A 14586-nucleotide genomic window follows, 5' to 3' on the forward strand; every position below is an offset into this window, starting at 1 on the left:
AGAACTCTAACCCTGCGGTGCGGGCACCAGCGCGAGCACGCGCAGCGGGCTACCGGAACCGTTCTGGATCTTGAGCGGCGCGGCCACGACCACTGCGCCGGTTGCCGGGAGCTGATCGAGATTGCACAGGCATTGCAGCCCGTAGCGTCCGCCACCATGCAGGAAATGGTGCGCCGGATACGGCGGATCGAGATGACCGGCTTGGCCGGCATCGGTCCCGATCGTCTCCGTACCGAGCCCGATGATGCCGCGCTCCTCGACGAGCCAGCGCATGACGGCAGCATCCGGTCCGGGCGTGTGCGCACCGTCGTCCCTTAGATTGGCGTAGTCGCGCCAGCCCTTCTTCGACCAGTCGGTGCGCAGGAGCACCCAATGGCGTTCCGGGATCCGTCCGTGGTTTTTCTCCCAGGCCTCGACGACCGGTATCGTCAGCAGGAAATCCGGATCCTGCGCAGCTTGCGCCGAACAATCAATCACGCAGGCCGGCGCAATCATGTCGCGCACCGGCAGCGTATCGACCGAATTGTTCGGCAGATCCTTGCCAGTAAACCAATGGATCGGCGCGTCGAAATGCGTGCCGGTGTGCTCGCCGAAGCTGAGGTTGTTCCAGTACCAGGCGGGACCGGCGGCGTCGTATTGCGAAATCCGCTGGATGCGCACGGGCGCGGCCTGGCCAAATTCCGGCGGCAGCACGATGACCGGGAAATCCGGACTGAGCGTGAAGGTCAGATCGACAACCCACACCGCGCCGGATGCCACCGCCCCGGCAAATTGCATCAGACTGCTGCTGTCCATTGCGCTTCTCCCGTTTCGACAAGCTGGTTACGTCCCTAGCTCGCGTTCGACCGCCTTGGGATTGGCCGCAAGACGCTGGCGAATGTCCTCGGCGACGTCGCCCACGAACACGTCCTCAAGTCCGCGCTTCAGCGCCGATACGATTGAGGTCGCGACCACGCGAGGCGCGACCTTCGGCGGCGGCACTGTCTGGAACCACTCGATGTCGAGCGGGCCCGTAAGCACATTCACCACCTTGACGCCGCCGGGCCGAAGCTCCGCGCGCAGGCAGTGCGACAGCGACAGACAGGCGGCTTGCGAGGCCGAATATGCGCCGAACACCGGCCAGTTCGCCAGCGCATAGACCGAGAGGATATTGACCCAGGCGGCAGCGCTATTAATGCCATCGGCGCCGCGCATCCGCATCACCGGACCGAACGCCTGCGCCAGATGCACGAAGCCGAGATAGGCCTGGTCGATCTCGTCGCGCACGACGCTGGTCCCCCGGCGATCGAGCAACCCGCCGGAGCGGACGTGCTCGGCGGTGTTCACGAGGATATCGACCTTGCCGCCGATATCCGCCGCCAGATCGGCGACAGACTTTTCGTCGCCGACGTCGAGCGGCACGATCTCGACGCCGTCAAGCGCGCGCAAGGCATCCTCGCCGCGGAACGGCTTCCACGGCTCGGCGACGCCGACGAACACAATCGACGCGCCGGCAGTCTTCAGCGCGGTCACCACCTCCTGACCGACGACGCTCCGTCCGTTCGTCACCAGGACGCGTCGAAACTTCGGATCGGCCGTCATCTCACGCCACTGCTTGTCGTCCGTCATGTTGGGGGTCTCACGTTCGGGGTGCGCGAAGGCCACGGCCTGCCCGCTCTTGTCGAGTTGAAGCGACATCACGACCGGCCGCCCCTCCTCGCAATCGGCATGGAGATGCGTCACCAGCGTGGGTCCGCAGTCCATCGCAACCAGCCCAATGCGCCACGGCGCGCGCTCGCGGAAATGCACGTCGGCCGGAACATGCAGCGTGGTTTCGCTCAACAGCATTCCGCGGCGCGGCGCATCTGCAAAAACGAGATCGGCCGACAGGCACACAGGGCAGGCATCGCGCGCCGGATAGCAAAAGCTCGCGCAAGCGCTGCAACGTTGCAGCACGAAGCGCCCCTCGGCAGCGGCGCGTGTAAGGCCGTGCGACGCACGGCTTCGTGCGCCCGGCGGCGACGTCGGCAGCCGCGTCCGCGCAAGGGGATTCTTCCGACGCGGCTTTGCGATCGGGTCGATCATGAGCCTCGTCCCGCGAGGATCGCCGCGCCCGAGGCGAGGCCGCGATCATAGTTGATCATTCCGAAGCCCGACGCCAGGCCGATGCGAGCATCCTTGACTTGTGTCGAACCGGCGAGCCCGAGAACCTGGCGCAACGCCTCGACCAGCCCGAGATAGGCGCCCCCCGCACCGGCCTGCCCGACCGACAATTGACCGCCGGAGGTGTTATGCGGGAACGAGCCGTCGATCGTGAGGTCGTGCTGCCGCACGAAATCGGGCCCTTCACCCTTGCGGCAGAAGCCAAGATCCTCGAACTGCATCATCGAGATCACGGGGTAATCATCATAGGTCTCGACGAAATCGAGATCGTCCGGCGTGACGCCGGCCATCCCATAGAGCTCGTCGACGTCCATCGCCCAGCCGCCGCGAACCTGAACGGGATCCTCGCTGAAGGCATTGTGGCGCTCGATGGTGGCCAGGATTTTTGCGGACGGCAAATTCAGCGACGCGGCAACATCCTCCCCCATCACCAGGAAAGCCTCCGCGCCGGCGCACGGCATCACGCAATCGAACAGATGGATCGGATCGGCAATAGGGCGCGCCGACATGTACTGCTCGATGGTCAGCGGCGTTTTCATTAAAGCGTGCGGATTGCGAAGCGCGTTGCTGCGCTGGGCGACGGCGATCTTGCCGAAATCCTCACGCCGGGCACCGTACGTGCGCATGTAGTTGCGCGCGATCAGCGCAAAGCTGGCATTGGCGCCGCCAGCGCCATAGGGATAGACCGCATCCTGGTTGAAGCGCGAGAAGTTCTCGAGCGTGGAACGAAACGAATCGACATGGTTGGTGTCGCCGGCTACGCAGGCCACGATGCGGGCATCGCCCGCCTGCACCGCCCGTGCGGCGCGACGCAGCGCGGCAATCGCGCTCGCACCGCCGAGCGGAATGGTATCGACCCAGCGCACGCACAGCCCGAAATGCTGGGTCAGCCCGATCCCGCTGTCTAGCCCCGCCGTGAAGCTTGAAACGCAGAACCCATCGAGATCGCGCGGTGTGATCCCGGCACCCTCGACCAGCGATTTCAGCGCACGGCCGATCCACCATTGCGCGCTTTCAATCGAGTAGCGCACATACGGGATCGTCACCGGAACCGCCATCACAACCCGGTCATAAGGTGTTCGGACGGAGCGCTGCATAAGACTGCCGGTTCCCTACCGCAAGGCCGCTCAGAGCACGGTCAATTTGACGTCGACATTGCCGCGCGTTGCGTTCGAATAGGGACAGCGCTCGTGCGCGCCGGCAACGATTTCCTCGGCGACGGATTCCTCTACACCGGGGAGCAGCACCTTGAGCTCGACGGTGAGCGCGTAGCCGACCGCGACCGGTCCCATGCCGACCTTGGCGGTGACGGTGGGCTCTGCCGATTGCGCGATCTTGCGCGTGCGCGCAACGAGGTTCACCGCGCCGAGAAAGCAGGCTGCATACCCTGCGGCAAAAAGCTGCTCTGGATTGGTTCCTGGCCCGCCCGGGCCGCCCAAGGATTTCGGCAGCGACAGCGACACTGACAGAAGCCCGTCGTCACTCGCGGCCTTGCCGTCGCGTCCGCCGGTCGCAGTGACTTCGGCCTCATAGAGAATCCTGGCGGGCGACAGCATGCTTGTCCTCGGGGTATCCGGGTTCGTTGCTCTGCGTGCGGGTCACGAGTGCGCGAAAATCCTGGCGGGCGCGGTCATTGGCCAGCGCGAAGCTCGGCCCGCGGCTCGGTTCGGTGCCGTTGAGGCGCTGCAGTTGCACCCACATCTCGGCGCTCTTCAGCGCGACCGCCGCGCAATTGACCACAGGCGCATGACCAACCTTGAAACCATGCTCGCTCGCAATCAGAAGCCCCGGCAGGACGCCGGCCGGTATGACCACGTCGGCACCGCGATCGACCAGCGGCTGCGCGCACACTGCAAAATCGCTCAGCATACGTGCCCTTGCCGTCGCATCGCCCGCGAACGCGGCGCTAAAATCCTCCGGCCGGCAGCCCATGCCGGTGACGTGCAACACCCGGCCGCTCAGGCCATAGCGGTCGGCCTGTTCGTAATGCCAAACTTCGAAAGCTGAATCGAGCGTAACCAAGCCAAGGCGCCGTCCGAGCTGGGAGGCGGCCAGCAGCGTGGCCTCGCCAGCGCCGACCACGGGAATCGTCAGCGCCGAGCGCAGTTCATACAATCCCGGATCCTGGAAGTGGCCCATGACATAAGCGTCAAAGCCGCGCTCTTGCGCCGCAAGCCCATTGTCGACCGCCTGAATCGCGCAGCGAAATTCGCTCAAGCGGCCAAAGTCGCGATCGGCGGGCGTGATGCCCTCGACGTGCACGGTGACGCCAGGCGCGGCAATCTCGTTCAGATAAGTCGCAAGTCGCGCCATGTAGGACGCGCTCGTTGTCCGGTCGACGAAGCTCTGCCAGAAGATGCGCACAGCGGACATCCTGTTCACGGGCGGACGGTGCCGGTCCTCGAACTGCCGACGTCTGAGAGACCGACAACACGCACAAGCATGTCGTTGCCAGCGCCACGGCGATGACGCCCTCGACCAAAATATTTCAATCACAAAATAATTTTGGCGTCAATTCAACGGCGCGCCCGCACGCTCTGGATGCGACGAGGATCGACTGCCGGGAGGACAGGCAGATCGCGCCCTCGTAGTTTGCACAAGCGAATTCAGCGTCCCGTGAGCACGTTCGCCGCGACAAACTTTTCCGCAGGGCACCAAGCGGGCATATTGACGTTCAGCCGAAAGATACTTTAGGCTTTAAACAATTGACGGGGAGACCGGCGCTCCGCACGCGCGCGTCGCGTTGATGGTTGCGTCGATCAAGGGTTCCTCCAACGTGGCTGAGATCATCGACCTCCGAACGACGTGGGCAGCCGGCGGGTTCGCATTCGCCGCGGCCGATGCTTGCATGTCAGCGTTCGGCGATGTGGGCGATCACGAAGTCGCGCACGAGGCCGGCAAAAGCCTCCGGCATCTGATCGGGAAGCGGCACCATGCCTCCTGAGAGTTCGCGCAGGATGCTGCCGCCGATAGCTCCAGCGACCTTAGGGGCCACGGGATGAGCGTGCGGATCGCCTGTCGGAGCAATAACCAACGTGGGGCACTGGATGTGTCCCAGACGGTCTTCCATCCGATAGCGATTCACTACTCGGTGGCCCTCCGCCGCCATCTCGCCGGCCCTCAGGGCGTCGATCATGAAGCGCCGCAGCAAGTCCGTATCCCCAGCCGGATAGAATGGCTGCCGCCGCGCCCAGAGCTCCGCGAGATGGACGCCGTCGGTACGCGTCTCGACATCATCAATAACCCGCATGCCGGCGTGCTTGGCGCGGCGCGCTGCATCGACAAAGGGACAGGCCGAGAGCACCAGCGCGCGTACCCGCGTGGTTGCCGCAGCGGCCACTTCCACGGCGATCGCCGCGCCGCTGTGATGGCCGACGATCGCAGCATATGGCTCGTCCAGCGCGTCGAGCAGCCCAAGCGCCGACTGCGCCCACAATTCGATCGAAGGCATACCGGCCGGCCGGTCGGAATCGCCGAAGCCAGGCGTATCCATTGCGATCACGCGGAAATCGCGGCCGAGCAGCGGCAGCACATCACGATACTCATCCCACGACCGCGGCGTCTGATGCAGGAGCAGGACAGGAAATCCCACTCCCGTGATCGCCACATGGATGCGGCCATGCCTTGTCGAAACGAAGCGGCGTTCGACGCGGGAACCGGCTCCGGTGGCGCTCATTTCACAACTCCTGTCGGCACGCGAGGACCAGCCAATCCAGGATATCAATCGCGGCATCGATCACGCTGGTCCGATCTCGATCCATGCTGACATCTCGCTCAGGTCACCGCTATTTGCAACCAAGGGGGAATGCAATGCGCAACATATTGGGTTTGACTGTTTTCGTCGGCGGCCTTCTCGCAGCCTCGGTCGCACAGGCCGACATTACGGTCGGCTTCGTGACATCGCTGAGCGGACCCGGCGCCTCGCTTGGCATCCCCTACGGGCGCGGCATCCAGGCCGCGCTCGAGTACAAGGGCGAAGTCAATGGCGAGAAGATCAAGTTGATCCAGCTCGATGATGGCTCCGATCCGTCCGCCGCCACTCGCGCCGCGCGCAAGCTGATCGAGGAAGAGAAGGTCGATCTGCTGATCGGCACCGCGACCACTCCGTCGACCATCGCGATGACGGCCGTCGCGACCGAGTTGAAGGTGCCGATGATCGCCGTCTCCCCGCTTGCCGGGCAGCCCGATCCGGCCGATCAATGGGGCGTCTCCGTTCCGCAGCCCGCCTCGCTGCTGGTCAAGGTCGTCGCCGATCGCATGAAGCGCGATGGGATGAAGAACATCGGCTACATCGGCTTCTCCGACGCCTGGGGCGATCTCGTCTACAGCGGCGCCAAGGCTTCCGAAGCTGCAGATGGCCTCAAGGTGCTGACCAACGAGCGCTATGCACGCGTCGACACCTCGGTGACGGGCCAGATCCTCAAGGTGCTTGCCGCACGTCCGGATGCCGTGCTGATCGGCGGATCGGGCACGCAGGGTGCGCTGCCGCTGCTGGCGCTCAGCGAGCGTGGCTTCAAGGGCAAGACCTACGGCACCGTCGCACTGGTCAATCCGGATTTCGTACGCGTCGGCGGCAAGGCAGCGGAAGGAATCCAGGTCTCCGCAGGTCCGGTCATCGTGGCCGAGCAGCTTCCGGACAGCCATTTCGCCAAGAAGCTCGCGCTTGAATTCCGCGCGGCCTACCAGAAGGCCAACAATATGCCGACGACGGACGGCTTCTCGGCCTATTCCTTTGACGGTTGGAGGATCTTCACCTCCGCCGCGGAGCGCGCCCTGAAGACCGCGAAACCCGGCACCGTCGAATTCCGCAAAGCCCTGCGCGACGAGATTCTCAACACCAAGGAACTCGCCGGCGTGCACGCTATCTACAACTTCAAGCCTGGCGCCTATCATGGTGTCGACGAGCGCGCGCTGGTGATCGTGCGCTTGAGCAATGGCGCTTGGACCTACGCGCCCTGAGCCAAGGACCGCAAGAAGATCGGCTGAGACCATGACGGCAGACATCGCAGCGATCCTTGCGATCGACGGAATAGCGACCGGGGCGGTCTACGCCCTGGTGGCGATCGGTACCGTGCTGATCTTCACCGTCACTCGGGTGATTTTCATTCCGTTCGGCGACATTGCGGCCTTCACCGCCCTGACGCTGGCGGCGCTCGACGCGAGGCAGCTTCCCGGGACGGTCGGGCTGGTCGTCGTGCTGGCCTGCCTGGCTTGCGTCATGGAGATCACCACGCTGGCGCGCGCAGGTGAACTTCGCGCGGTACCGAAGGCCGTGCTCGGCTATCTGGCACTTCCCTTGCTCGCGGTCGGCATCGTCTGGCTCGGCATGCGCTTCAATCCGCCGATGCCAGTCAGGATCGTGCTGGCTCTGCTATTGATCATGCCGGTCGCGCCCTTGCTGGACCGGATCGTGTTTCGTCCGATCGCGGACGCCTCGGTGCTCCTGTTGCTCACGGTCTCTGTCGCGCTCCATTTCGCGCTGGTCGGACTGGGGTTGCTGTTCTTCGGCCCCGAAGGCGTCAGGACCGAGCCACTGACCTCGCTGGCGATCGAGATCGCCGGCGTTAATGTGTCCGGACAGACGATGCTGATCCTGACGGCTGCCCTCGTGTTCAGCGGCCTGCTCCTTCTGTTCTTCGACTTCACCCTCATCGGCAAGGCGTTGCGCGCGACCGCCTTCAATCGGACCGGCGCACGGCTGATGGGAATCAGGCCGGCGCGCGCCGGGACCATCGCCTATCTCTTGGGATCGCTGATGGCGGGTGTGTCCGGCATCCTGATCGCGCCAGTCAATACGATCTTCTACGACTCAGGCTTCCTGATCGGCCTGAAGGCGTTCGTCGGCGCCATCATCGGCGGCATGACCAGCTATCCGGGAGCCGCACTTGGCGCGTTCGGCGTCGGTCTTCTCGAAAGCTTCGCCTCATTCCAGAGCAGCACCTTGAAGGACGTCATCGTCTTCTCGCTGCTGATCCCTGTCCTGCTCTGGCGCTCGCTCGCCTCGCAGCATTCCGAAGAGGAAGTCGAGGAATGACCCGGACGCAGATTCGCCTCATCATTGCCGCGGTGATCGCCTGCTTCCTCGCCGCTCCGCTGGTGCTGAATCCGTTCAGCATCACATTGATGAACTACATTGGCATTTACTCACTCGCGGCCATCGGGCTTGCGTTGCTGACCGGGGTTGGCGGCATCGTGTCGTTCGGTCAGGCTGCTTTCGTTGGGATCGCAGCCTATTCGACGGCGTGGGCCTCCGCACTGAACGGCTATTCGCCCTGGCTCGGACTGGTGTTGGCCGTCCTCCTGACCGGCGGCGTCGCGGCGATCCTCGGCTTCGTGACGCTGCGCCTGCAAGGACACTTCCTGTCGTTGAGCACGGTTGCCTGGGGACTGGCGATCGCATTCCTGTTCGGCAACATCGAGGGGCTCGGTGAGCATAACGGCATCTCGGGCATTCCGCCGATCTCGATCGGCCCGTTCGCCCTGGTCGAGAGCTGGCAGATCTATTTCCTGATCTGGGCCATCGTCGGGGCGGTCCTGCTCGTCTGCTACAACCTGCTGGACTCGCGCATCGGGCGCGCGATGCGTGCGCTGCGCGGCGGCAATACGCTGGTCGAAAGCCTCGGCATCAATTCGTTCCAGATCAAGCTGGTGACATTTGTCATTGCTGCGTTCCTTGGCGCGCTGTCCGGGTGGCTCTACGCTCATCTCGGCCGCTTCGTCAGCCCAGGGCCGTTCGACGCCAGCATGGGCATCGAATATCTGATGATGGCGATGGTCGGTGGCGCAGGCAGCGTGTTGGGCGGCGTGGTGGGGGCTGCGATCGTGACGCTGCTGAAGAATTCCGTGCAGGACTACCTTCCCTTGATCGCGAAGGGCGCCTCGGGCCAGTTGGAGATCGTCGCCTTCTCGGCCTTGTTCATCCTGTTTCTGCAACGGGCGCGACAGGGTATCGTGCCGCTCGTTGCCGGCTTCCTGCCGGACCTGAAATTGTCTCGTCCGGACGCCGCCGCGCCGCTTCCGCGCCGCGAGCAGCCCGCGCCAGGCTCGCTCCTGCTCAAGGTCAGCGGCGCGCAACGGCGATTTGGCGGCCTGGTCGCCGTCAACAATGTCAGCTTCGAGGTGCGGTCCGGCGAGATCCTCGGCCTGATCGGGCCGAACGGCGCCGGCAAGACCACGATGTTCAACCTGCTCACCGGCGCCCTTCGCGCCAACCAAGGCGAGATCAAGTTCGCCGGCCGGTCGATTACCCGTGACCAGCAATTCCGCATCGCCCGCTCCGGGATCTCGCGCACGTTCCAGCATGTCAAATTGCGCCCGCGCATGACGCTGCTCGATAACGTCCTGCTCGGCACCTATTCACGCACCAGGATTGGTCTGCTCGCCGGCGCCTTTCGCCTGAACCAGGCCGAGGAAGCGAGTGCGCGCTACGAAGCCTTGCAGCAGCTCGAACGGGTCGGGCTCGGCGAGAAGCCGTTCGAGCTCGCCGGCAACCTACCGCTTGGCAGTCAGCGCGTGCTCGAAATCGCCCGCGCGCTCGCGGCGGATCCGACCCTGCTCGTGCTCGACGAGCCTGCGGCCGGGCTGCGTCGCCAGGAGAAGCTCAAGCTCGCCGAGCTGCTGCGGTCATTGCGCGCGGACCACCTGACCATCCTGCTCGTCGAGCACGACATGGAGTTCGTGATGTCGCTGGTCGACCGCATCGTCGTGCTCGATTTCGGCTCGAAGCTCTGCGAGGGCGGGCCGGCGGCGATCCGGAGCGACGCTCGCGTGCAAGAGGCCTATCTCGGAGGCGTCGCGTGACACAGATGCTCTCGATCGAGAATGTGTCCGTCGCCTATGGCAAGGTGGAGGCGGTGCGGAACGTCTCACTGTCCGTCCAGCAGGGACAGATCGTGACCGTGATCGGCCCCAACGGCGCCGGCAAGACCACGCTGCTCATGGCGGCGATCGGCCTGTTGCGATCGACGGGACGAATGATCTTTCAGGGGACCGATCTGGCGAAAATCGACGTCGAGGGCCGCGTCGAGCGTGGCCTCTGCCTCGTGCCCGAGAAGCGCGAGCTTTTCGCTGACATGACGGTCGCCGACAATCTGTTGCTCGGCACCTACAGCCTGCGCGATCGTTCGGCGACGCGGAGATGCCTCGATGACGTGTTCGATCGCTTTCCGCGGCTGAGGGAACGCAGCAAGCAGGCCGCCGGCACATTGTCGGGCGGAGAGCGGCAGATGCTTGCGCTCGGCCGCGCGCTGATGGCGAAGCCGAAGCTGCTCGTGCTCGACGAACCGAGCCTCGGGCTCGCACCGCTGATCGTCCGCGAGATCTTCCGCACCATCGCCTCGTTGCGGAGCCTTGGCGTATCGGTTCTGCTCGTCGAGCAGAACGCGCGGGCTGCGCTCGAGACCGCGGACTACGGCTATGTGCTGGAAACGGGCGAGATCATCCAGTCGGGCCCTGCCGACACCCTGATCCACGATCCAAAACTGATCGCGGCCTATCTCGGCGGGCATTAGAGAGCGGGACTAAAAACTGCGAAAACAACCCCATGCAAAGTAGAAATGGGGCTTCGCAATCATCCGACCTACTAAATCTGGGACGCGTGCTCTATCAATCTTCGTCGATGTCCGGTTCGCCCGACACCGACCGCCTTGTGCAATCGCAACCGATGCCGCGATGGGGCAACAGCCGACGTCCGGGCGACCAAGGGGCGGCGTCCGGAATGAGGCGCCCCGCCGCAACAAGCAGCGCTGCGATCCGCAATGAGCGTTCTGGCCTTCGTTCCCGCGATCTATGAGGACGGAACGCCAAGCCTTTCGGCGAAGGCGTCGCCAACTTGATATGCTGCTTCGGCGCTTCACTCCCTCGAGGTCTTATGTCTCAAGTCGACTGGTTGAGTCATCTCCTGCAAATCATCACCGTTACCGGCCAACTCGAGGTCCGCTGCGTCTACGGAGCACCATGGCGTGTTATCTGGCCCAAGGCGGCGGCGAATGAGATCCCGTACCATGTCATCGTCAAGGGCCGGGCCATTTTCGAGGACCCTGATTCGAGAACGGTGCAGGAGCTTGGGAATGGGGATATCGTGCTGCTCCCTCACGGTTCGGCGCATATGCTGCACGACGGCAGCGGCGAAACGCCAGTCAGCACGCACGAAAGCACGGGCTCCGCAGGATGGATGTTGAGCGAGAACGATGGACGCGGTGAGCAACTGGATCTGCTGTGCGGACGGTTTTTCGTCGTGCCACCCCATGATCGACTCATCCGCAACTACCTGCCAACAAATCTGGTCGTGCGGGCTTTGGAAAATCATAGAGAAGAGGACATCGCGTCGGCATCGAGTCAACTTTCCGGACTGGTCGGGCTGATGCGAATGGAGTCCGCTGGTGACCGAGCGGGAGGACGCGCCATTCTCAACGCGCTTTCTTCGGTCTTATTCACTCTAGTTCTGCGCGCCGCAAGCGAAGCCGGAAAATCCACTGAAGGCTTGTTGGCCCTTGCTGGCAATCCGAGGTTGGCACCGGCCATTGCGGCGATGTTCGCTGATCCGGCGCGCCCTTGGAAGCTTCCCGATCTGGCCGATTTATGCGGCATGTCACGGGCGACATTCATGCGCCAGTTTCAGGACAAGTTAGGTCGCTCCGCCCTCGACCTGTTGACCGATCTTCGCATGAGTATGGCCGCCAACGAGCTGAAGAAGCCAAGGATCAGCACGGAAGCCGTGGCTGAGACGGTCGGATATCAATCCGTTTCGGCATTCCGGCGCGTATTTGCGGAGAGGATGGGGATGACGCCGGGGGAATGGCGCCGACACGTACACAACGGCGAGTAGTCCAGAGGGGATCCACACTGGCGCAAATGATCCTTTTGCGCATCATTTTGAGCCAATAGAGGCTCGAAATCATCAACGCTATCCGTAAGTTGGGCTCCGTAATCACTTGATGAGGGAGTCACCCAATGAACTACACCGCTACAATCGCTGCCGATCCCGAAACCTCCCGTTCGCTCGCGGGGCCGCTGCCGACAAACGCCGTGCTCGAAGCCATTCTGAGCCGCAGTGCTGCCAAGTACTATGACTCGACCGCTACCTTAAGCGATGATCATATCCGCGACCTGGTGCGGATCGGGACTTCGGCGCCGACATCCTTCCATCTGCAGAACTGGCGCTTCATCGCCGTGCGCTCACCGCAAGCAAAGGCACGGCTCCGACCGATCGCCTGGAATCAGCCCGCAATCACCGAAGCAGCCGTTACCTTCATCATCATCGGCCAGTTGGCCGATGCCAGCACCGTCCCTGAGCGCCTGGCGCCAGTCGTGGAAGCCGGAATCATGCCGGCACATATGGTGCCGGAATGGGAAGGACCTGCGCGCGGTCTGTACGACAATCAACCGCAGCGCCAGCGCGACGAGGCCGTACGCTCCGCGACTTTCGGTGCCGCAGCTATCATCTATGCAGCCCGCTCGCTAGGCCTGGGGTCGACACCGATGATCGGTTTCGATGCAGAGGCCGTGCACAAAGAGTTCGGCCTGGCCGAAGACGAAGTCCCGGTCATGCTGCTGACCGTCGGGCCGGAGCGGCCTGGCAACTGGCCGCAGAAGCCGCGCCTGCCCGTGGCCGATGTGCTGCACTTCGCATAACCAACCCCGAAGTCAATCATTGCAGGAGAAATGTCATGGCGAGAGCTGCTGCTCTGAAGCCGGAACATGTGCCGGCCGATTCGAAACCAACCCTCGATACGTTCACCAAGAACATCGGGTTTACTCCAAACATGATGGCAACCTTCGCGCAAAGCCCGATCGCGTTCAACGCATGGGCCACTCTGCTCGGCTCGTTGAGCAAGGCGCTCGACGTCAAGACGCGCGACAGCATCGGCCTCGCGGTCTCCGAAGTGAACGGCTGCGACTACTGCCTGACGGTGCACAGCTTCACGGCGGAGCATATGGCAAAGCTGCCGGCCGAGGACATCATCCTCGCCCGAAAGGGTCACGCCAGGGACCCGAAGCGGGATGCCGCCGTGCAGTTTGCACGCAAGATCATCGAGAGCCGTGGCCATGTCACGGACGCCGATCTGCAAGCCGTCCGCGATGCGGGCTACACGGATGCGAACATCATGGAGATCGTCGCGCTTGTGGCCATGTATTCGCTGACGAACTTCTTCAACAACGTGTTCCATCCGGACAAGGACTTCCCCGCGGTGGCACCGGCCGGCTCGATCTGAGCACGGTGCTCTCGGTTCGCAGACCGGGAAGCTCGGAATCTGAAACGACATCACACATACAGGAGTCGAAGATGAAAGCGATTATTGTGACGGACCAGGCTGCCGGATTTGCCGGGATGAAGCTGGTGGACCGGCCCGAACCTCAACCAGCGATCAACGACGTGATCGTGAAGGTTCACGCATCTGGATTCGTTCCGACGGAATTGGAGTGGCCCTCGACATGGACCGATCGTCGCGATCGGGACAGAACTCCGTCGATCCCTGGGCACGAATTCGCCGGCATAGTCACGGCGCTTGGCTACGGCACGACGGGACTGTCGGTGGGACAGCGCGTATTCGGCCTTGCCGACTGGTATCGCGACGGCACGCTCGCTGAATATATTGCCATCGAGGCGCGCAATCTCGCGCCATTGCCGGGCGACGTCGATTTCAAGGTGGGCGCAAGCCTGCCGATCTCGGGCTTAACCGCGTGGCAGGGGCTTTTCCAGCACGGCCATCTTCAGGCAGGCCAGAGCGTGCTCGCGCATGGTGCGGCGGGCGCGGTCGGTTCTATGGTGGTTCAACTCGCACGAGAGGCTGGTGCCTATGTCATCGGAACGGGACGCGCAGCCGACCGACAGAAAGCGCTCGACTTCGGCGCCAATGAATTCGTCGACCTCGAGAACGACGCGCTCAAGGATGCCGGCAGCGTCGATCTTGCCTTCGACGTCATCGGCGGCGACATCCAGAAGCAGTCTGCAGCCCTTATTAAAGCCGGAGGGACGCTGGTGAGTGTCGTCGGCCCGGCGGAGGCTCGGCCGCTGGACGGATTGGCCATCGACTTCGTCGTGGAGGCCGATCGTCGTCAGTTGAGCGAGATCATCCAGAGGGTGCGGGACGGAAGGCTGCGGACAAACATCGGACAGGTTTCCTCCCTCGACGATGCTGTCGCCACCTTCAGCTCGGCGCAGCGACGCCAGGGCAAGACGATCATTCAGGTCCGCTCGTAACGGCTTGGCAGAACGAACGATTCAGCTCTCCCCAGCAAGTCATCGTTCCGCTTCTGGATCATGGCAAGTGCCTTGGCGCACTTCCAGGCGAAGGGGAATCGCATTTGGGAGAAGAGCGCCTGCGGCCATCCTTCGAGACCGCCCGCCTTTGGCGGGCTCCTCAGGATGAGGTCTCGTTTTGCGGCACACTAGTAGACCCTCATGGTGAGGAGCGCCGCTTGCGGCGCGTCTCGAACCACGAG

The 14586-nt window shown here is 63.5% G+C and carries 14 protein-coding genes; 8 read left to right on the forward strand and 6 right to left on the reverse strand.

The features are described 5' to 3' along the window. Nucleotides 1-6: 6 nt before the first annotated feature. The 6 genes from P6U30_RS22945 to P6U30_RS22970 all read right to left on the reverse strand — a co-directional run bounded on the left by P6U30_RS22945 (nucleotide 7) and on the right by P6U30_RS22970 (nucleotide 5674). Nucleotides 7-795 carry a cyclase family protein gene (locus tag P6U30_RS22945; protein WP_407165174.1) on the reverse strand — a complete coding sequence of 263 codons (789 nt, stop codon included), beginning with the start codon at nucleotides 793-795 and terminating at the stop codon, nucleotides 7-9. 27 nt (nucleotides 796-822) lie between these two features. Then, nucleotides 823-2064 (reverse strand): SDR family NAD(P)-dependent oxidoreductase, encoded by a 1242-nt coding sequence (locus P6U30_RS22950; RefSeq protein WP_407165175.1) that lies wholly within the window; start codon nucleotides 2062-2064, stop codon nucleotides 823-825. Continuing rightward, on the reverse strand, nucleotides 2061-3239 hold the full coding sequence (locus P6U30_RS22955) for a thiolase family protein (protein WP_407165176.1): 1179 nt from the start codon (nucleotides 3237-3239) through the stop codon (nucleotides 2061-2063). Before P6U30_RS22955 ends, P6U30_RS22950 begins: the two co-directional genes overlap by 4 nt. Before the next feature lie 30 nt (nucleotides 3240-3269). Continuing rightward, nucleotides 3270-3698, reverse strand: a complete 429-nt coding sequence (locus tag P6U30_RS22960) for an organic hydroperoxide resistance protein (RefSeq protein WP_407165177.1) — start codon at nucleotides 3696-3698, stop codon at nucleotides 3270-3272. Next, nucleotides 3670-4515 (reverse strand): aspartate/glutamate racemase family protein, encoded by an 846-nt coding sequence (locus P6U30_RS22965; RefSeq protein WP_407165178.1) that lies wholly within the window; start codon nucleotides 4513-4515, stop codon nucleotides 3670-3672. Before P6U30_RS22965 ends, P6U30_RS22960 begins: the two co-directional genes overlap by 29 nt. 478 nt (nucleotides 4516-4993) lie before the next feature. Then, nucleotides 4994-5674: an alpha/beta fold hydrolase gene (locus tag P6U30_RS22970; RefSeq protein WP_407165179.1), complete on the reverse strand. Its 681-nt coding sequence runs from the start codon at nucleotides 5672-5674 to the stop codon at nucleotides 4994-4996. A 278-nt stretch (nucleotides 5675-5952) separates the two neighbouring features. Here P6U30_RS22970 and P6U30_RS22975 point away from each other — a divergent pair, with 278 nt between their 5' ends. The 8 genes from P6U30_RS22975 to P6U30_RS23010 all read left to right on the forward strand — a co-directional run bounded on the left by P6U30_RS22975 (nucleotide 5953) and on the right by P6U30_RS23010 (nucleotide 14344). Next, the gene (locus P6U30_RS22975) at nucleotides 5953-7101 is read left to right on the forward strand and encodes an ABC transporter substrate-binding protein (RefSeq protein ID WP_407165180.1); all 1149 of its coding nucleotides are present in this window, start codon (nucleotides 5953-5955) and stop codon (nucleotides 7099-7101) included. Nucleotides 7102-7132: 31 nt separating this feature from the next. Beyond that, entirely contained in the window at nucleotides 7133-8176 is a 1044-nt protein-coding gene (locus P6U30_RS22980; protein ID WP_407165181.1) for a branched-chain amino acid ABC transporter permease, read from the forward strand. Then, entirely contained in the window at nucleotides 8173-9942 is a 1770-nt protein-coding gene (locus P6U30_RS22985) for an ABC transporter permease subunit (protein WP_407165182.1), read from the forward strand. Before P6U30_RS22980 ends, P6U30_RS22985 begins: the two co-directional genes overlap by 4 nt. Beyond that, nucleotides 9939-10652: an ABC transporter ATP-binding protein gene (locus tag P6U30_RS22990; RefSeq protein WP_407165183.1), complete on the forward strand. Its 714-nt coding sequence runs from the start codon at nucleotides 9939-9941 to the stop codon at nucleotides 10650-10652. Before P6U30_RS22985 ends, P6U30_RS22990 begins: the two co-directional genes overlap by 4 nt. A gap of 359 nt (nucleotides 10653-11011) precedes the next feature. Beyond that, nucleotides 11012-11968, forward strand: coding sequence for an AraC family transcriptional regulator (locus P6U30_RS22995; protein ID WP_407165184.1), 957 nt, complete (start codon nucleotides 11012-11014; stop codon nucleotides 11966-11968). A gap of 125 nt (nucleotides 11969-12093) precedes the next feature. Continuing rightward, nucleotides 12094-12774: a nitroreductase family protein gene (locus tag P6U30_RS23000; RefSeq protein ID WP_407165185.1), complete on the forward strand. Its 681-nt coding sequence runs from the start codon at nucleotides 12094-12096 to the stop codon at nucleotides 12772-12774. A 35-nt stretch (nucleotides 12775-12809) separates the two neighbouring features. Further along, nucleotides 12810-13355, forward strand: a complete 546-nt coding sequence (locus P6U30_RS23005; protein WP_407165186.1) for a carboxymuconolactone decarboxylase family protein — start codon at nucleotides 12810-12812, stop codon at nucleotides 13353-13355. Between the two features lie 71 nt (nucleotides 13356-13426). Then, entirely contained in the window at nucleotides 13427-14344 is a 918-nt protein-coding gene (locus P6U30_RS23010; RefSeq protein ID WP_407165187.1) for an NADP-dependent oxidoreductase, read from the forward strand. Nucleotides 14345-14586 lie beyond the last annotated feature (242 nt).

Source organism: Bradyrhizobium sp. ORS 111, assembly GCF_045571485.1.
GTDB lineage: Bacteria > Pseudomonadota > Alphaproteobacteria > Rhizobiales > Xanthobacteraceae > Bradyrhizobium.